Origin of the sequence: Sphingomonas sp. (genome assembly GCF_965248875.1) — a bacterium.
Classification (GTDB): domain Bacteria; phylum Pseudomonadota; class Alphaproteobacteria; order Sphingomonadales; family Sphingomonadaceae; genus Sphingomonas.
In genome coordinates, this window is record NZ_CBDFKR010000003.1 from 72,840 (window position 1) to 88,758 (window position 15,919).

Annotated in this window: 18 protein-coding genes and 2 pseudogenes; 14 read left to right on the plus strand and 6 right to left on the minus strand. The window is 69.7% G+C overall.

The genetic code is table 11. The annotated features are described in order from the left end of the window. Positions 1-14: 14 nt before the first annotated feature. Positions 15-779 (minus strand): hypothetical protein, encoded by a 765-nt coding sequence (locus ACP2AD_RS00605; RefSeq protein WP_425228138.1) that lies wholly within the window; start codon positions 777-779, stop codon positions 15-17. 339 nt (positions 780-1,118) lie between these two features. Here ACP2AD_RS00605 and ACP2AD_RS00610 point away from each other — a divergent pair, with 339 nt between their 5' ends. Together ACP2AD_RS00610 and ACP2AD_RS00615 are read left to right on the plus strand one after the other, a co-directional pair. Beyond that, a complete protein-coding gene (locus ACP2AD_RS00610; RefSeq protein WP_425228139.1) occupies positions 1,119-2,234 on the plus strand; it encodes a M23 family metallopeptidase in 1,116 nt (371 codons plus the stop codon). Next, positions 2,215-2,583, plus strand: a complete 369-nt coding sequence (locus tag ACP2AD_RS00615) for a bactofilin family protein (RefSeq protein WP_425228140.1) — start codon at positions 2,215-2,217, stop codon at positions 2,581-2,583. The genes ACP2AD_RS00610 and ACP2AD_RS00615 overlap by 20 nt, the downstream gene beginning before the upstream one ends. A 61-nt stretch (positions 2,584-2,644) precedes the next feature. Here the strand turns inward: ACP2AD_RS00615 and ACP2AD_RS00620 are convergent, their stop codons facing one another. From ACP2AD_RS00620 to radC, 4 genes are all read right to left on the minus strand, one after another. After that, the gene (locus tag ACP2AD_RS00620; protein ID WP_425228141.1) at positions 2,645-2,767 is read right to left on the minus strand and encodes a hypothetical protein; all 123 of its coding nucleotides are present in this window, start codon (positions 2,765-2,767) and stop codon (positions 2,645-2,647) included. A 76-nt stretch (positions 2,768-2,843) separates the two neighbouring features. Then, positions 2,844-3,398, minus strand: coding sequence for a hypothetical protein (locus tag ACP2AD_RS00625; protein WP_425228142.1), 555 nt, complete (start codon positions 3,396-3,398; stop codon positions 2,844-2,846). A 21-nt stretch (positions 3,399-3,419) separates the two neighbouring features. Further along, on the minus strand, positions 3,420-4,733 hold the full coding sequence (gene purB, locus ACP2AD_RS00630; protein ID WP_425228143.1) for an adenylosuccinate lyase: 1,314 nt from the start codon (positions 4,731-4,733) through the stop codon (positions 3,420-3,422). A 27-nt stretch (positions 4,734-4,760) separates the two neighbouring features. Then, positions 4,761-5,474 (minus strand): RadC family protein, encoded by a 714-nt coding sequence (gene radC / locus ACP2AD_RS00635; protein WP_425228144.1) that lies wholly within the window; start codon positions 5,472-5,474, stop codon positions 4,761-4,763. Positions 5,475-5,536: 62 nt separating this feature from the next. Between radC and ACP2AD_RS00640 the strand changes: the two genes are divergently transcribed. The 9 genes from ACP2AD_RS00640 to ACP2AD_RS00680 all read left to right on the plus strand — a co-directional run bounded on the left by ACP2AD_RS00640 (position 5,537) and on the right by ACP2AD_RS00680 (position 12,476). Next, positions 5,537-8,719 carry an intermembrane phospholipid transport protein YdbH family protein gene (locus tag ACP2AD_RS00640; RefSeq protein WP_425228145.1) on the plus strand — a complete coding sequence of 1,061 codons (3,183 nt, stop codon included), beginning with the start codon at positions 5,537-5,539 and terminating at the stop codon, positions 8,717-8,719. Beyond that, on the plus strand, positions 8,716-8,907 hold the full coding sequence (locus ACP2AD_RS00645) for a YnbE family lipoprotein (RefSeq protein ID WP_425228146.1): 192 nt from the start codon (positions 8,716-8,718) through the stop codon (positions 8,905-8,907). The genes ACP2AD_RS00640 and ACP2AD_RS00645 overlap by 4 nt, the downstream gene beginning before the upstream one ends. Next, the gene (locus ACP2AD_RS00650) at positions 8,907-9,275 is read left to right on the plus strand and encodes a YdbL family protein (protein ID WP_425228147.1); all 369 of its coding nucleotides are present in this window, start codon (positions 8,907-8,909) and stop codon (positions 9,273-9,275) included. Before ACP2AD_RS00645 ends, ACP2AD_RS00650 begins: the two co-directional genes overlap by 1 nt. A 273-nt stretch (positions 9,276-9,548) precedes the next feature. Continuing rightward, complete coding sequence (locus ACP2AD_RS00655; protein WP_425228148.1) at positions 9,549-9,863, plus strand: AtpZ/AtpI family protein; 315 nt, start codon at positions 9,549-9,551, stop codon at positions 9,861-9,863. A gap of 66 nt (positions 9,864-9,929) precedes the next feature. Further along, on the plus strand, positions 9,930-10,682 hold the full coding sequence (locus ACP2AD_RS00660; protein ID WP_425228509.1) for a F0F1 ATP synthase subunit A: 753 nt from the start codon (positions 9,930-9,932) through the stop codon (positions 10,680-10,682). 52 nt (positions 10,683-10,734) lie between these two features. Beyond that, positions 10,735-10,965: a F0F1 ATP synthase subunit C gene (locus ACP2AD_RS00665; protein ID WP_425228149.1), complete on the plus strand. Its 231-nt coding sequence runs from the start codon at positions 10,735-10,737 to the stop codon at positions 10,963-10,965. A gap of 42 nt (positions 10,966-11,007) precedes the next feature. Next, entirely contained in the window at positions 11,008-11,499 is a 492-nt protein-coding gene (locus ACP2AD_RS00670; RefSeq protein WP_425228150.1) for an ATPase, read from the plus strand. Beyond that, the gene (locus tag ACP2AD_RS00675; protein ID WP_425228151.1) at positions 11,492-12,088 is read left to right on the plus strand and encodes a hypothetical protein; all 597 of its coding nucleotides are present in this window, start codon (positions 11,492-11,494) and stop codon (positions 12,086-12,088) included. The genes ACP2AD_RS00670 and ACP2AD_RS00675 overlap by 8 nt, the downstream gene beginning before the upstream one ends. A 112-nt stretch (positions 12,089-12,200) precedes the next feature. After that, positions 12,201-12,476 (plus strand): hypothetical protein, encoded by a 276-nt coding sequence (locus tag ACP2AD_RS00680; RefSeq protein WP_425228152.1) that lies wholly within the window; start codon positions 12,201-12,203, stop codon positions 12,474-12,476. A gap of 44 nt (positions 12,477-12,520) precedes the next feature. Here ACP2AD_RS00680 and ACP2AD_RS00685 read toward each other — a convergent pair whose 3' ends face one another. After that, the gene (locus ACP2AD_RS00685; RefSeq protein ID WP_425228153.1) at positions 12,521-13,291 is read right to left on the minus strand and encodes a class I SAM-dependent methyltransferase; all 771 of its coding nucleotides are present in this window, start codon (positions 13,289-13,291) and stop codon (positions 12,521-12,523) included. Positions 13,292-13,363: 72 nt separating this feature from the next. Here ACP2AD_RS00685 and uvrC point away from each other — a divergent pair, with 72 nt between their 5' ends. The 3 genes and pseudogenes from uvrC to ACP2AD_RS00700 all read left to right on the plus strand — a co-directional run. After that, positions 13,364-15,301: an excinuclease ABC subunit UvrC gene (uvrC, locus tag ACP2AD_RS00690; RefSeq protein ID WP_425228154.1), complete on the plus strand. Its 1,938-nt coding sequence runs from the start codon at positions 13,364-13,366 to the stop codon at positions 15,299-15,301. 149 nt (positions 15,302-15,450) lie between these two features. Next, a pseudogene (locus tag ACP2AD_RS00695) lies at positions 15,451-15,681 on the plus strand (type IIL restriction-modification enzyme MmeI); the annotation flags it as partial. 115 nt (positions 15,682-15,796) lie between these two features. After that, positions 15,797-15,910, plus strand: a pseudogene (locus tag ACP2AD_RS00700) (hypothetical protein); the annotation flags it as partial. Between the last annotated feature and the right edge of the window lie 9 nt (positions 15,911-15,919).

The window sequence follows — 15,919 nt, forward strand, 5'->3', positions numbered from 1 at the left end:
CCGTGCTCCTCACTTTATTGCTGGCACTCGTCAGTCACCGTCGTCGAACAGCGCGGGTATGTCCGCCGGTGCTGACGGACCGCGTGCGGCGATCCGGGCGTTGCCGCACCAGCCAACGCGGGCATCCCGCTGTTTCGCGCAAGCCAAGCCCGCGCGCGGTCCAGTGGCGCGACGTAGGTGATCGCGGCGATCAGCAGGCCGAGCACGATCAGCCGCCGGCCCCAGCGCGGCCGCCGGGCAGAGGCGTATCGGGCGTAGTGATTGGGTACGTCGTAATCATCGGCGGCAGGCCCTGATCGTCCGTAGGGTGTCGCATCGTGCTGAAGCGCGGTATAGCCGTCCTGATCTTCAAGACCCGGTCGGGTGTCGTCTCGCCACGTGACTCGCATCTCCGCGGCGCGCCGGTCCTCCTGCAATCGCTCCTGATGGCGGCGCTCGGTGTCGCGGTTATCCTGGTCGCGCTGGCGATCGTGACGGCGCTGATCGTCCGCGCGCTGCCGCTGCTGTTGTGCGTCGCGCGCGCGCCGATCCTGGTCGGCCTGTCTCCTCCGCATTTCCGCGGCTGTGTCGCGTTTGTGCCGCTCATTGTCGCGCTGCTGATCCTTGCGACGCTGTTCGGCCTCGCGCTGCATCTGCTCCGACCGCCGCTTGTTCTCGGCTGCGGCGCGATCCATGCGCGCCTTGGTCTCTTTGCGCATCCGCTCGCTTTCGCGCTTGCGTTCGGCCTCGCGTTTCTTCCCCTCCGCGATCACGCGACGCATGTGGTCGTTGTAAGCCACTCTTGCCGCCGCCTTGTCGCGCAGAGATTGCGCGAGGAGGCGGGCAAAACTACAAGTTACATCGCTGCAACGTTCGAAGGATCATTGGTGAGCGGGCGACGTCGGCCGAGTCGCCGCCGGGATGAGGCATGCGGCGTCCGCTGTTCCACTGTAGCGTAAACTCCGCCCAACGTTCGCCGCGCGACTCCCACAGCCCGCCGCGTTGACGCAGATCAAGATTCGCGCTCGCTCTCCGTCGCATCTATGTCGAATACCTGATTGGGCGTCGGTCGTGCGCCACGTCCGGGAGCAATGTCACCCTTGTTCGTTTTATCCGCCCCGCGCGGGTTGCCCGCCCGTGTGTCATCGCTGTTCGTCGATCGCGAGGTGTACCTGCGCGCCGACGGCGCCGTGCGTTTCGTGCGGGTCACGCGCCGGGCGCAGCTGCGTGCCGCCGTGATGGGATCGCTGCTGCTCGCACTGACGCTGGGCGTGACGCTGGTCAGCCTGGTCACGCATGCGGGTGCCGCCGTCGAGTCGGCACAGCTGCGACGCGCGCGGGCGGTCGTGGCGCAGGAGCAGGCGGCGCAGCTCCGCTATCGCGCCGCCGCTGGCGCGACGTTGCAGGATCTGGCCGAGCGCCAGCGGTTGATGGAGGCGCTGGTCACCTCGCGCCTCGGCGCTCCGCCCGCGCAGCCCGCCCCCGCTGCGACCGGCGGCAGGCGGATCAGCGCCGCCTTGCCGACCGCGGCGCAGCTGCACGCGCTGGAGGCGCAGCAGGACCGGTTCGCGACCGCGCTCGCCGCCCGCTTCGACGCGCGCACCGCACGCACGGAGGCGGCCCTGCGCGGGCTCGGGCTTGACCCCGGCCGGTTGCTCGCCGCCGCACGCGAGGCGCAGGGCGGGCCGCTGGTGCCCTGGCCCGCCGACGGGCGGGCGCTGCCCCTGGCGATCAGGCTGCTGGCCGCAGCGATCACGCGCTGGACGGTGTTGCAGGACAATCTTGTCGCGGTGCCCTCATTCACGCCGACCGACGGGACGATGGTGACATCCAGCTATGGTGTCCGCGCCGACCCGTTCACCGGCGCCGCCGCCTTTCATGCTGGGCTCGACTTCATAGGGAGTTACGGCCAGCCGATCCGTGCCGCCGCGGCGGGGCGCGTCGCCTATGTCGGCCAGCGCTCCGGCTATGGCAATGTCGTCGAGATCGACCACGGCAACGGGCTCCTGACCCGCTACGCCCACCTGTCCGGCTTCGATACCGCGGTCGGGCAACAGGTCTCGCGGGGCGCCCAGATCGCCCGGATGGGATCGACCGGCCGCTCGACGGGCACGCATCTGCATTTCGAGGTGCGGGTCAACGGCGAGGCCGTGAACCCGCGCCGCTTTCTCGAGGCCTCACAGGACTTTCGCGATGTTCAGCAAACCGCCCTCGCCAGAAACCCGGACCCACGCCATGCCGGCCACCGGGGCTAGGAACACGCCCTTTTCGCTCATCGGGGGCGATGTGGTGATCACCGGCAATATCGCCGCGACCGTCGATCTGCATATCGACGGGCGGATCGACGGCGACACCAGCTGCGCGGCACTGGTTCAGGGCCCCGACAGCGTTATCCGTGGCGGCGTCACGGCAAAGACCGCCCGCATCGCCGGGCGGTTCGAAGGGTCGATCACCGCGGACGAGCTGATCATCTTGGCGACCGCGCGCGTGACCGGCGACTGTAGCTATGGCCGCCTCCAGATCGAAGCGGGGGCGCAGATCGACGGCCGCCTGACGTCGCGCGAGAGTGACGCGAAACTGGAATTGAAGGTGGTGGCAGGGTAGAAGGGCAGCCGCACCGCCCCCTCCCAAAAACATTTGGCGCAGAGGGCGGGATTGGGCTGACTTAGAAGGCGAAAACCGCCCCGACCGCCAGCACGATGGTCGCCACCGACAGCATACCGCCGGTCAGCGTTTCCATAACGCGCATTGTTGGTCTCCTTGCCGGCACGATGCCGACGCCGATCAAATGGAGATTATTTCAACTCAGCGCAATTTTGTTACGTGTCATCGCGAGTGCAGAAAGTGCAATCGCAAGCTGCAGGTTAGAGCAGCGGCTCGTACCGGACAGCATAATAGGTCATCAGCACCGCATGCAGCACGACGATGACCAGCTGTGCGCGAGCGTCGGCCCACCGCCAGGCCGCCGCGAACAGCATCATCATCGCGACCGCGATCGCGAACAGCTCCGATGTCGCAAAGCCGGGTAACGTCAGGTTGACGATGAGCCCGCACAGCGAAAAGAGCAGGAACAGCACCATGATCTTGCGCCGGTCACGGTCGTACAGGGCGGTCAGATCGATCGGATCGTTCGACGCCGCTTCAGGCACCGCGGCGCGCGCGACCAGGAAGAGCAGCCCGGCGAACACGAGCAGCAGGCTGACATAGGCGAAACTCCAGCCCTTCAGGTCGTGCAGCCCCCAGATCGAGAACCAATAGTCGACACACAGGAACAGCACGAAGCTGATCCAGTAGAGCAACGGGATCGACAGCCGTCGGACCCCGCTCTGGATCATGTGCGAGACCCCGGTCAGGACCTGCGCGAAGACCAGCGATATGACGAACGACAGCAGAACCGACACATAGTCGAACGGCTTCATGTCCCCCTCCCGGCGCCGGCGTCAGTGGCCGAACACCCGCGCGAACACCGCATCCACATGCTTGAAGTGATAGCCGAGATCGAAGTTGGCTGCGATCTGCGCCGGCGTCAGCACCGCCGCCACCTCCGGATCGGCTCCAAGCAGCGCCTCCAGCGACTCCGCGCCGTCCGACTCCCATACCTTCATCGCGTTGCGCTGGACCAGCCGGTAGGAATCCTCCCTGCTGACCCCCGCCTGCGTCAGCGCCAGCAGCACGCGCTGCGAATGGATCAGCCCGCCCATCCGGTCCATGTTACGCGCCATGCGCTCGGGATAGACGAGCAGCTTGTCGACGACTCCGGTCAGCCGGGCGAGCGCGAAATCTAGGGTGATCGTCGCGTCCGGCCCGATATACCGCTCGACCGACGAGTGGCTGATGTCGCGCTCGTGCCACAGCGCGACATTCTCCAGCGCGGGCGTGACATAGCCGCGCACCATCCGCGCCAGCCCGGTCAGGTTTTCGGTCAGCACCGGGTTGCGCTTGTGCGGCATCGCCGACGAGCCCTTCTGCCCCGGCGCGAAATACTCCTCCGCCTCCAGCACCTCGGTGCGCTGGAGGTGGCGGATCTCGGTCGCCAGCCGTTCCACCGACCCGGCGATCACGCCGAGCGTCGCGAAGAACATCGCGTGCCGGTCGCGCGGGATGATTTGGGTCGAGACCGGCTCCACCGCCAGCCTCAGCTTCGCCGCGACATGCGCTTCGACCCCCGGATCAATATTCGCGAAGGTGCCGACCGCGCCAGAAATGGCGCAGGTCGCGACCTCCGCCCGCGCCGCGACCAGCCGCGCGCGTGCGCGCTGGAACTCGGCATGCGCCTGCGCCAGCTTGAGCCCGAAGGTGACCGGCTCGGCATGGATGCCGTGGCTGCGACCGATCGTCGGCGTCAGCTTGTGCTCGCGCGCGCGGCGCTCCAGTACCGCCAGCAGCGCATCCAGATCGGCGATCAGCAGGTCGGCCGCGTCGCGCAGCTGCACTGCGAGACAGGTGTCGAGCACGTCGGAACTCGTCATTCCCTGATGCATATAGCGCGCATCCGGGCCGACCTGTTCGGCGACCCAGGTCAGGAAGGCGATGACGTCATGCCTGGTCACCGCCTCGATCGCGTCGATCGCGGCAACGTCGATGGCGGGACCGGCCGCCCACCAGTCCCACAGCGCCTGCGCCGCCGCCTGCGGCACGACGCCAAGCCCGGCAAGCGCATCGGTCGCATGCGCCTCGATCTCGAACCAGATGCGATAGCGGTTCTCCGCCGACCAGATCGCGGTCATGACGGGGCGGGAATAGCGGGCGATCATGGGCGGCCCTCTAGCAGGGGCAGCGCATCACAACAGCCCCTGCGCCCGCAGGCTTACATGCCCCTGCGTGCCGATGATGAGGTGGTCGTGCACCGCGATGCCGAGCGGCTTGCCGGCGGCGGCGATCGCCTTGGTGATGTCGATGTCGGCGCGGCTGGGCGAGGGGTCGCCCGACGGGTGGTTGTGGACCAGGATCACGGCTGCCGACTCCAGCGCCAGCGCGCGGCCCACGACCTTGCGGACATAGACCGCGGCCTGGTCGACCGTGCCCTCGCTCATCAGCTCGTCATGGGTCAGCGTGTTGCGCGTGTTGAGATGGAGGACACGAAACCGCTCGATCGGGTGATGCGCCATGTCGGCGCGCAGATAATCGAGCAGCGCCTGCCAGTTGGCGAGCACCGGCCGGTCGGCGATGCGGCTCTTGACCAGCCTGACCGCGACCGCCTGCACCGCGCGCAGGGCCGCGATCGACAGCTCGCCCATGCCGGCGACGCGCGCCAGCGACTGGTGGTCGGCCGCGAACACGCCCCCCAGCCCGCCGAACTCCTTGAGCAGCGCCTTGGCGGTCGGCTTGGTGTCGACGCGCGGCCGGCCGAGGGACAGGAGAAACTCCAGCAGCTCGTGATCGTGAAACGCCTCGCCGCCGCCCGCGGCCAGCCTTTCACGCAGCCGGGCGCGATGACCCAAATAATCGCTGGGCGTGTCGCCTGGCGCATCGGGGAACAGGTCGGCGTCGGCCATCGGCGCGAAACCTAGGCCCGGACCGGTTGGACGCAAGCGCCCTGTCGCGCATAAGGGCACCGGTGAGCAGCGCCGCGGTTCTGGAGGAAGAGGAGACGCCGCGGCCGCGCCGTCGCTGGCCGCGGCGCGTCGGCGCGGCGGTGGCCGTGCTGCTCGTCCTGCTGGGCGGGCTATGGCTGTTTCGCAAGCCGCTCGCGTCGCATTACGCCGATAGCTTCCTAGCCGGAAAGCATGTCGCTGTCCGGTACGATATCGCCGATCTGGGGCCAGGACGGCAGCGGCTGGTCAACGTGGTGCTGGGCGACCCGGCGGCGCCCGATCTCGTCGCCGACTGGCTGGAGACACGCACCGCGCTGGGGCGGAGCGGGCCATATTTGGCTGGCGTGCGCGGCGGCCATGTGCGGGTCAGGGCGCGGTGGCTGAACGGCCGGCTGTCGCTGGGCAGCCTCGACCGGCTGCTGCCGCAGGGGCAGGGCGGCGGGCCGTTCACGCTGCCCGCGCTGTCGCTCGACGTCGAGGATCTGCGGGCGAGGATCGAGACGCCGTGGGGCGTGGTCGGCGCAAGACTGAGCGGGCAGGGGCCGCTCGACGGCGGCTTTGACGGGCGGCTGGCGGTGACGGCGGCGCGACTGGACGCGGGCTGTGCGGCGACGGCGCCGGCGGCGGCGCTGCGCGTGCGCACGCTGGGCGCGGGCCTGCTGCGGCGGATGCCCGCCGTCCGGCTGGAGGGGTCGGCGCAGGCCGAGGCGCTGGCCTGTGCGGGGGTGACCAGCGGCTATGCGAACCTTAACGGCGCGGGCGAGATCACGCTGGGCGGCACGACGGCATGGCGGGCGCAGGCGGACCTGGCGGCAAACGCGCTCCGGCACCCGATCGCCGCCGCGCGCGCGGCGACCGCGCGGGTGCAGCTGACCGGCGGCGCCGGGGGCACACGCGGCACGCTCGACCTGCGCGCGAGCGACTGGACAACGACGGTCGCCGCCGGGCGGCGGCTGGCGATTGCCGGGCCGGTCGTGATCGATGCCGCGGGGCTGCGGTTGGGCGAGGGCGGCGACGCGGCCCTGACCGCCAACGGCGTGCGGCTGGGATCGGCGCAGCTACGCCGGGCCGATGCGCTGGCGATCGCGGCCCCCGGCACGCCGGTCGCACCGCTGCTCGTCGCGTGGGCGCAGGCAGCGCGGCGGGCCGGCCAGAATTTCGATGCGGCGGCGCGGGCCAGCGTCGCGGTAACGGGCGACGAAGGAATGGCGCGGATCGCCTCGGCGGCGGTGCAGACGCGCTCGGGTGCGACGCTGCGGTGGACCGGATCGGCACGCTCAGGCTGGGGATCGTCGCCGTCGGTCGATCTCGACGGCGCGCTGGCGGCGAGCGGCGGGGGCTTACCCGCGGTCAGCGCGCAGCTGGCGCGTCACGACGCGGGGCCGTTGCACGGGGTCGCCAAGATCGCCCCATACGCCGCCGCAGACGCGAAACTGGCACTGTCGCCGGTGTCGTTCGGCGGGGCTTCCGGCGGCTGGCGCGTGGCGACCGTGGCGACACTCTCCGGCCCGTTCGGCGACGGCCGGGTCGACATGCTTACGCTCCCGCTCGACGCGCAGTGGCACGGCGGCGCGCTGTCGGTCGGCAGGGCCTGTACGCCGATCCGGTGGGTACGGGTGGCGGTGGCGGGGTTGGTGCTCGATCCCGGCGGCGTGCGCTTGTGTCCGGCGGGAGACGCGCTGCTGACCGTCAAAGACGGCAGGCTCGGCGGCGGCGCGTCGCTGCGCGCGACGCAGCTGTCCGGCCGCCTCGGCGGTACGCCGCTGACGCTCGCCGCCGCCGGCGCGACGCTGCAGCTGAGCGACCGCCGCTTCGCGCTGCAGGGGATTGCCGCCCGCCTCGGCCGGACCGGGCGGATCACCCGCCTCGACCTCGCGACGCTGGAGGGAGGAGCCGGGCCCGGCGGTCTGGCGGGGCGGTTCACCGGCGGGGGCGGGCAGATCGGCGCCGTGCCGCTGCTGGTGTCCAATGCGGCCGGCAGCTGGCGGTTCACCCGCGGTGGACTCAGCCTCGATGGCGCGCTGACCGTCGGCGATGCCGACACCGCCCACCCGCGCTTTCGCCCGATGCCGGTGGACGGCGTCGCACTGACGTTGCGCAACGGCGAGGTCGATGCGACCGGGGCGTTGCGTGCGCCCGGCGGGCCGCGGCTGGTCGCGGACCTCCGCCTCCACCACGATCTCGACGCCGGCACCGGCAGTGCCCGTCTCGCCGTGCCGGGCCTCGTCTTCGACCAGGCGCTCCAGCCCGATCAGCTCACCCCGCTCACGTTCGGCGTCATCGCCGACGTCCGCGGCACGGTGACGGGGGAGGGCGCGATCGACTGGTCGCCCGCAGGCGTAAGGTCGACCGGCAGGTTCACGACGACGGGCACGGACCTCGCCGCCGCCTTCGGCCCGGTCCAGGGGATCGCCGGGACGATCCGCTTCACCGACCTGCTCGCGCTGGAGAGCGCGCCGGGGCAGACTTTCGGCCTCCGCGCGATCAACCCGGGCGTGCTCGTCCCCGACGGCGTCGTCCGCTTCCAGACGCTGCCCGGCACCCGCGTCCGCGTCGAGGGCGCGCGCTGGCCGTTCGCGGGCGGCGAGCTGACGCTGTTGCCGACGATGCTCGACTTTGGTCAGGACGTCGAACGGCGCATGACCTTCCGCGTCGCCGGCGCGCAGGCGGACCGGTTCCTCCAGCAATTCGACTTCGGCAACCTCAATGCCACCGGCGTCTTCGACGGTGAGCTGCCGATGGTTTTCGACGCGAGTGGTGGCCGGATCGAAAACGGCCGCCTGACCGTCCGGCCCGGTGGCGGCACGCTCGCCTATGTCGGCCCCGTCAGTCAGAAGAACCTGGGCTTCTGGGGAAATTTCGCGTTTCAGGCGCTGCGCTCGGTCCGTTATCGCGCGCTCGGCATCGCCATGAACGGGCCGCTGGCGGGCGAGATGATCACCGACGTTCGTTTCGCCGGGGTGACGCAGGGCACGGGCGCGCAGTCGAACTTCCTGATCCGGCGGCTGCAGCGGCTGCCGATCGTCTTCAACATCCGCATCCGCGCGCCGTTCCGCGGCCTGCTGGACGCGACCGCGAGCTTCTACGACCCGACCAACCTCATCAACCAGCACCTCTCCGATCTGCGCGAGCATGGCCTTCCCGCGCCTGCACCCATTCAGCCCCCCGCAAGCACCCCCGTGCCACAAGGAGTCCAGCGTCGATGAAGATGACCCGAGCAACGTTTTCGATCACCTGTCTGGGCCTCGGCCTTGCCGCCGGGGGGTGCGTCAATGTCAGCGCGCCGACCCGGCCGATCGAGATCAACCTCAACATCAGCGTGACGCAACAGGTGGTGCTGCGCTACAACGAGGATGCGAGATCCGTCATCCAGCAGAACCCGGGGATATTCTGATGCGCAGGTTTGTCAGTGCCGTCCTTCTCGCCGCGCTGGCCGGGGCGCCCGCGATCGCACAGCGCGACCCGGCCTATGCCGCCGCGCGCGCCGCGGGGCAGGTCGGCGAGCAGCCCGACGGTTATCTGGGCGTGGTCGGCGCAGGCTCGGCCGAGCTTCGCGCGCTGGTTGCGAGCGTCAACATCCAGCGCAAGAACGTCTACACGCAACGGGCGCAGGCGGCGGGCGCGACGGTGGAGCAGCTGGCGTTCACGAGCGGCTGCAACCTGATCGAGCGGACGGCGGCGGGCGAGAAATACCGCGGCCCCGACGGCGCCTGGCGGACGCGCACCGCGGCGGCGCCGGAGCGCGACAGCCGCTGCGTCTAGCGCAGACGGCACGCGCAGCGGGGCCGGGCGCGCGACCGGCAGGCGACGACGAACCGACCCGTCCGACACGGCGGAGGCCGTTACGGGAGCAAGGCCCGTGACGTCGAAGCCCGGCCGAAGCCGGGCCCGGGCGTGTCGTGCGCAGCGCGGCTGTGCGCGTGCGCGCCGCGGCGGTTGACACCCCCGCACCCCCCGGCTAACCGCTCCCTCGCCTTGGCGGGCTCGCCTTTCGGCACGCTTGAGCTTGTCCGTTGTCCAGCGGGAGGAGCGAGAGTGGCCGAGAACGAACCCGGACCAGACCCCCTCGGCGCCGATCCTCGCCTGCAGTCGCTCGACCAGCGGCTCCGGCAGGCGCAGGCGGCCGAGCAACAGCGGGCGGGGACGAGCGAGCGGCAGGCCGACGAGAGTTACAATCTCGGCAACCGCGTGCTTGCCGAACTGCTGGGGGGAATGATCGGCGGTGCGGCGATCGGCTTTGTCCTCGACAAGGTCTTCCACACCTCCCCGGCTTTCCTGTTGACGCTGCTGTTTCTCGGCATCGGCGTTGCGTTCAGGAACATCATTCGGCTTTCCAGACGCTCGAATTGATTTCGGGCGTTTTCGTTTAGGGACTTTGAATCAGTGGCGGCAGGCGGCGGCGGCAGGATCGACCCCATGCACCAGTTCGAGGTGCAGACGATCTGGGATGGCTTCAGCATCGGCGGGCATCAGATCGCCTTCACCAACTCCGCGCTGTGGATGTGCGTGACGGTGGTGGCGCTGATCGTCTTCATGGCCGGCGGGCTGAAGCGCGACCTGGTGCCCGGCCGCTGGCAGATGGCCGCCGAAGGCGCGGTCAGGTTCATCGACAACATGCTGGCGGCGAATGTCGGGCCGGAGGGGAAGCGCTACGTCCCCTATGTCTTCTCGCTGTTTATGTTCATCCTGTTCGCCAACATGCTCGGGCTGCTGCCGCTGGGCGTCGTCGGCCTCCATCCCTTCACCTTCACCAGCCATTTCACCGTCACGGGCGTGCTGGCGATCATGTCCTTCTCGATCGTCCTGATCGTCGGTTTCTGGCGGCATGGGCTGCATTTCTTCAGCCTGTTCGTGCCGCACGGCACGCCGGTATGGCTGCTCTGGCTGATCCCGTTCATCGAGCTGATCAGCTTCATGGTGCGGCCGTTCAGCCTGGCGCTGCGACTGTTCGTGGCGATGATGGCCGGGCACGTGCTGCTCGAAGTGCTGTCGGGCTTCATCATCAACGGCGGCAATGCGGGCGTGGGCATCGGGCTTGGCGTCGGCATCCCGTCATTCCTGCTGATGATCGGCATCTGCGCGCTGGAGGTGCTGGTGTCGGCGATCCAGGCCTATGTGTTCGCGCTACTGACGTCGCTCTACATCAACGACGCGGTCAACCTGCACTGAGCGCGCGACGCTCTGCTCTTCTTTTCACTCACATCTGCAAGGGACTGAAATCATGGACGCACATACCGCAGCGCTGCTCGGCGCCGGCCTGGCCGCGATCGGCGCGGGGATGGCCGCGATCGGCGTGGGCAATGTCTTCGGCTCGTTTCTGGAGGGCGCGCTGCGCAATCCGGGCGCCGCGGACGGGCAGCAGGGTCGCCTGTTCATCGGCTTCGCGGCCGCCGAGCTCCTCGGCCTGCTCGCGTTCGTCGTGGCGATGATCCTGATCTTCGTCGCGAAGTAGGCTGCGCGGGGCCGGGGTTCCCCGGCCCATTCAGGATAGTCGATGCCCCAGATATCCCAGCTCGCCGCGACGTACATGTCGCAGATCTTCTGGCTCGTGGTCACCTTCGGCCTGGTCTTCCTGGTCGTCGGCCGCGGCATGCTGCCCAAGGTTCAGGCGACCATCGACAGCCGTGACGGCAAGATCGGCGGCGACCTGGCCGCCGCCGCCGCCGCTCGCGATGCCGCCGACAGGGCCGAAATCGAGTGGCAGGCGCGCGATCATGCCAATCGCGAACGCGCGCAGGCGTTGATGGCGGACGCGCGCGGGACGGCCACCAAGGCAAGCGAGGCGACGCTCGCCGCCGCCAACGCGCAGCAGGCGGATCGGCTTGCGGCGGGTGAGGCGTCGATCCGCGCCGCCACCGCCAAGGCGATCGGCGAGATCGAGGGCGTCGCGGCCGAAGCCGCCCAAGCGATCGTCACCCGCGTCTCGGGCGCGCAGGTTACCGCCGCCGAAGCGCGTGACGCGGTGCAGAAGGTGCTTCATGGCTAATCTATCGAGCGCCGACCACGCGCAGGGCGTTCCGCATACCGGGCTGCAGGCGACTACCGCGGCAGCGGGCGGCACGGGACATGAGAACAGTCCCGAGCCCGAACTGTTGGGCGTCAACGCCACTGTCGTCGTGTCGCTGGCGATGCTGGTGTTCATCGCCATCCTGCTCTGGAAGGGCGTGCCCAAGGTCATCGCAGGCGCGCTCGACCGGCAGATCGCCGCGATCCGCCAGCAGCTCGACGAGGCGAAGACATTGCGGGCGGAGGCCGAGGCGCTACGCGACAGCTATGCGGCGCGCGTCGCCGATGCGGAGAACGCGGCGGCGGGCATGCTGACCCATGCGCAGGCCGAGGCCGACGCGCTGATCGCAAAGGCGAACGTCGACGCGGCCGAACTGGTCGAGCGCCGCGGCAAGATGGCGGAGGACAAGATCGCCGCCGCCGAGCGCGCCGCACTGGCGCAGGTCCGCGCCCATGCCGCCGACGCCGCGTCACGGGCCGCAGCCGCGCTGATCGCCGCCAAGCACGGCGCCGATGCCGACCGCGCGCTGGTTGACCGCACGATCGCCGGGTTGGGTCGGCCTGGCTAAACGGCTTTTCAGCACGACGCGATCGTGTAAGCCGCTGGGCCGTCATCGTTCCACCTCGAGAGGATCGCTCACCATGCTCGCCGCCGCTCTAATGCTCGCCGCTGCTCAGACCATGACTGCTCCCGCCGTCGCTGCGCCGACGCCGACCCCCGCGCCCACCGCGTCAGCTGCCACGACGCGCCTGAACCTCGACGTGCCGGTCGAGACGATCGTCGCCGACACGGCCGGCAAGGCGGTGCTCGACCGCGATCTGCCGGGCCTGACGACGCACGAGATGTACGACACCTTCAAGGGCATGAGCCTGCACCAGCTGCAGGGCTACGCCCCCGACCGCCTCACTGACGCCAACCTGGCGCGGGTGGCGACGGACCTCGCCGCCATTCATTGATTCCGCACCTCTCCCGCCACCGGGCGGGAGAGGGTGATCTTCGTCTATCGCGGTTTGCGGAAGCGGTAGACGAACTGATCGGTGTGCCCCCGGATCGCCGGGTCGAACACCAGTGCGGTGTGCGGGTCGGCCGGGTTGGCGAGCACCGGCAGGCTGCCGTCGAAGCGGAAGCCGGCCGCCTCCATCTCCGCGCGCGTAGCGGCCGGGTCGCCGCGATGCAGCGTGTCGGCGACCGCGAACGGCGTCGGGTTGGCGCCGACGTGATCGACCACCAGCAGCGTCCCGCCCGGCTTCAGCGCCGCGAACAGCTCATGCGCGATCAGCGCCGACGCGCCCGGCGGCGACTGGTGCAGGTGCAGGTCGTGCCAGTTCTGCACCGTGATGATCGCGTCGAGCGGCTCGGCGAAGTGGATCGCGCCCAGCGAATCGCGATTGGCGACGACGTTCGCGCGCCCCGCCACCGCGGCGTCCTGTTCCGTGCCATAGGCGGCGCGGTACTGGATGAACTCGGCCGGCTGATAGGCGTAGACCTTGCCAGCCGGGCCGACGAGCGGCGCCAGCACGCGCGTCCAATAGCCGCCGCCCATGATGAAGTCCGCCACCTTGTCGCCGGGCTTCACCCCCATGAACGCGAGCAGCTCGGTGGCGTGACGTGAGGTGTCGCGCTCGCGGTCGGCGGCGGGGCGGCCGGGATCGGCCAGCGCAGCCGCGATCGCGCGGATGGACGCGGCGGGCGGCGCCGTGCGCGGTACGGGACGGGCGAGTGCAGTCGACGCCAGCGCGGCGGCGATCAAAAGCGGGGTGGCGAATCGCATCGATCTCTCTCCTGTTGTTGCGCGCCACCTAGCACGTTGCCCCCGGTTGCGCCGACTCCTACATCGCCCGGCATGACCGGCTACGGCCCGCCCACCCGCTTCAACGAAGAGCAGGCGACCTTCACGGTGCGCGGTTCCGATCCGCCCGATCTCGACGCGGGGGTGGCGGCGATCCGCAACGTGCTTAAAACGCTGCCCCCCGCGCCCGGCGTGTACCGGATGCAGGACGCGAAGGGCGACGTGCTGTACGTCGGCAAGGCGCGCGCGCTGAAGGCGCGGGTCGCGAACTACACCCAGGTCAGGAACCTGCCCAAGCGGCTGCAGCGGATGGTGTCGCAGTGCCGCGGCATGACCGTGGTGACGACCAACAACGAGGCGGAGGCGCTGCTGCTGGAGGCGCAGCTGATCAAGCGCTATCGCCCGCCCTACAACGTGCTGCTGCGCGACGACAAAAGCTTTCCCTTTATCCTGCTGCGCGGCGACCAGGCGTTTCCGCGCATCCAGAAGCATCGCGGCGCGCGGCGGCATCAGGGCGACTATTTCGGCCCCTTCGCCAGCGCCGGCAGCGTCAACAACACGCTGAACGCGCTGCAGAAGCTGTTCCTGCTGCGGTCGTGCACCGACGGCTTCTTCAAGACGCGCGACCGGCCGTGCCTGCTGTACCAGATCAAGCGCTGTTCGGCGCCGTGCGTCGGTCGGATCGACCAGGGCGGCTATGCCGGGCTGGTCGACGAGGCCAGGCAGTTCCTGGCGGGCAAGGCGACGCAGGTGCAGGCGAAGCTGGGCGCGGAGATGAGCGAAGCCGCCGAGGCGATGGACTATGAGCGCGCGGTCGTCCTGCGTGACCGGCTGAAGGCGCTCACCTTCATCCAGGGCAGCCAGTTCATCAACGCCGACGGCATCGGCGACGCGGACATCTTCGCGCTCGCCAGCAAGGACGGCGTGGTCGGGATCGAGGCGTTCTTCATCCGCGGCGGGCAGAATTGGGGACACCGCTCCTTCTTCCCCGGCCATGTCGCCGATGTGCCCGAGGCCGACGTGCTGCAGAGCTTCCTGACCCAGTTCTATGAGGAGGTGCCGCCCGCGCGCACGATCTTCATCGATCGCGTCCTGCCCGACCAGGCGCTGCTCGCCGAGGCGCTGGCGGCGCAGGCGGGACGCAAGGTCGCGCTCGGCACGCCGCAGCGCGGCACCCGCCGCCGCCTGCTCGACCAGGCCAAGCGCAACGCGGCCGAATCGCTCGACCGGCGGCTGGCGGAGAGCACGACGCAGGCGAAGCTGCTGCGCGAGGTCGCCGAGCTGTTCGACCTGCCCGAGCCCCCCGATCGCATCGAGATCTACGACAACAGCCACATCCAGGGGACCAATGCGGTCGGCGCGATGGTCGTCGCCGGACCCGAAGGCTTTCGCAAGGGCCAGTATCGCAAGTTCAACATCCGCAACAAGGACACCGTCCCCGGCGACGATTTCGCGATGATGCGCGAGGTGCTGACGCGGCGCTTCGCCCGCCAGCTGGAGGAAGCGCCCGATCGCGATGCGACCGGCCGGGACGGCCAGACCTGGCCCGACCTGGTGCTTCTCGACGGCGGCAAGGGCCAGTTGAGCGCGGCGCGGGCGGTGCTGGAGGATCTGGGCATCGAGGACGTCTGCATGGTCGGCGTCGCCAAGGGGCCCGACCACGGCCGCGACGGGCGCGAGGTGTTCCACCTGATGGACGGCCGCGAGCGGATGCTGCCGGTCAACGCGCCCGTGCTGTTCTACCTCCAGCGCCTGCGCGACGAGGTCCACCGCTTCGCGATCGGCGCGCACCGCGAAAAGCGCGCGCGCGCGATCGGCGCGTCGCCGCTGGACGAGGTGCCCGGCATCGGTCCCGCGCGCAAGAAGGCGCTGCTGATGCATTTCGGCACGGGCAGGGCAGTGCGCAACGCCAGCCTGGAAGACCTGCAACAGGCGCCCGGCGTGTCGGCGGCCGTGGCGCAGCAGGTGTACGACTTCTATCACAGCCGCTAGCACGCACGCGCCTGGCCCAAGCTGGAAGCGAGACGCGCAAGGCCGGTCGGCAGGCGGCGTCAGCCGACCTGTCCGACGTCACGCGATTTACGCGCGTGACGGCCCCTAAGTCTTGCCCCCCGCTCTCACCCCCGGCACAACCGCGCCGCATGAGGCTGGGCTGGGACGAGATCAAACGCCGCGCGCGGACGTTCAGCGACGAATGGAAGGACGCTCATTACGAGAAGGGCGAGACGCAGTCCTTCTACAACGACTTCTTCGAGATCTTCGGCGTCAAGCGCCGCCGCGTCGCCACCTATGAACAGCGCGTCAGGCTGCTCAACAACAAGTCCGGCTTCATGGACCTGTTCTGGCCGCGCACGCTGCTGGTCGAGCAGAAGAGTGCCCGGCTCGACCTGAACCGCGCCGGCACGCAGGCGATGGACTATATCGACGGTCTGCCCCCGGGCCGAGCAGCCGCGTTACGTCCTGACCTGCGATTTCCAGACCTGGTGCCTGCTCGATCTGGAGCAGGCCGGCGACCCGCTGACCTTCAGGCTCGCCGATCTGCACAAGCATGTCGAGGCGTTCGCCTTCATCCTCGGCCGTCATCGCACCTTCGAGACCCAGGCCGGAGTG

Excerpts from the sequence above, each read along its gene's own strand:
- uvrC (WP_425228154.1), top strand. The coding sequence starts at position 13,364 with ATGACCGGCTACGGCCCGCCCACCCGCTTCAACGAAGAGCAGGCGACC.
- purB (WP_425228143.1), bottom strand. The coding sequence starts at position 4,733 with ATGATCGCCCGCTATTCCCGCCCCGTCATGACCGCGATCTGGTCGGCG.
- radC (WP_425228144.1), bottom strand. The coding sequence starts at position 5,474 with ATGGCCGACGCCGACCTGTTCCCCGATGCGCCAGGCGACACGCCCAGC.
- ACP2AD_RS00625 (WP_425228142.1), bottom strand. The coding sequence starts at position 3,398 with ATGAAGCCGTTCGACTATGTGTCGGTTCTGCTGTCGTTCGTCATATCG.
- ACP2AD_RS00665 (WP_425228149.1), top strand. The coding sequence starts at position 10,735 with ATGGACGCACATACCGCAGCGCTGCTCGGCGCCGGCCTGGCCGCGATC.
- ACP2AD_RS00645 (WP_425228146.1), top strand. The coding sequence starts at position 8,716 with ATGAAGATGACCCGAGCAACGTTTTCGATCACCTGTCTGGGCCTCGGC.
- ACP2AD_RS00660 (WP_425228509.1), top strand. The coding sequence starts at position 9,930 with ATGCACCAGTTCGAGGTGCAGACGATCTGGGATGGCTTCAGCATCGGC.
- ACP2AD_RS00680 (WP_425228152.1), top strand. The coding sequence starts at position 12,201 with ATGACTGCTCCCGCCGTCGCTGCGCCGACGCCGACCCCCGCGCCCACC.
- ACP2AD_RS00615 (WP_425228140.1), top strand. The coding sequence starts at position 2,215 with ATGCCGGCCACCGGGGCTAGGAACACGCCCTTTTCGCTCATCGGGGGC.
- ACP2AD_RS00685 (WP_425228153.1), bottom strand. The coding sequence starts at position 13,291 with ATGCGATTCGCCACCCCGCTTTTGATCGCCGCCGCGCTGGCGTCGACT.
- ACP2AD_RS00670 (WP_425228150.1), top strand. The coding sequence starts at position 11,008 with ATGCCCCAGATATCCCAGCTCGCCGCGACGTACATGTCGCAGATCTTC.
- ACP2AD_RS00650 (WP_425228147.1), top strand. The coding sequence starts at position 8,907 with ATGCGCAGGTTTGTCAGTGCCGTCCTTCTCGCCGCGCTGGCCGGGGCG.
- ACP2AD_RS00675 (WP_425228151.1), top strand. The coding sequence starts at position 11,492 with ATGGCTAATCTATCGAGCGCCGACCACGCGCAGGGCGTTCCGCATACC.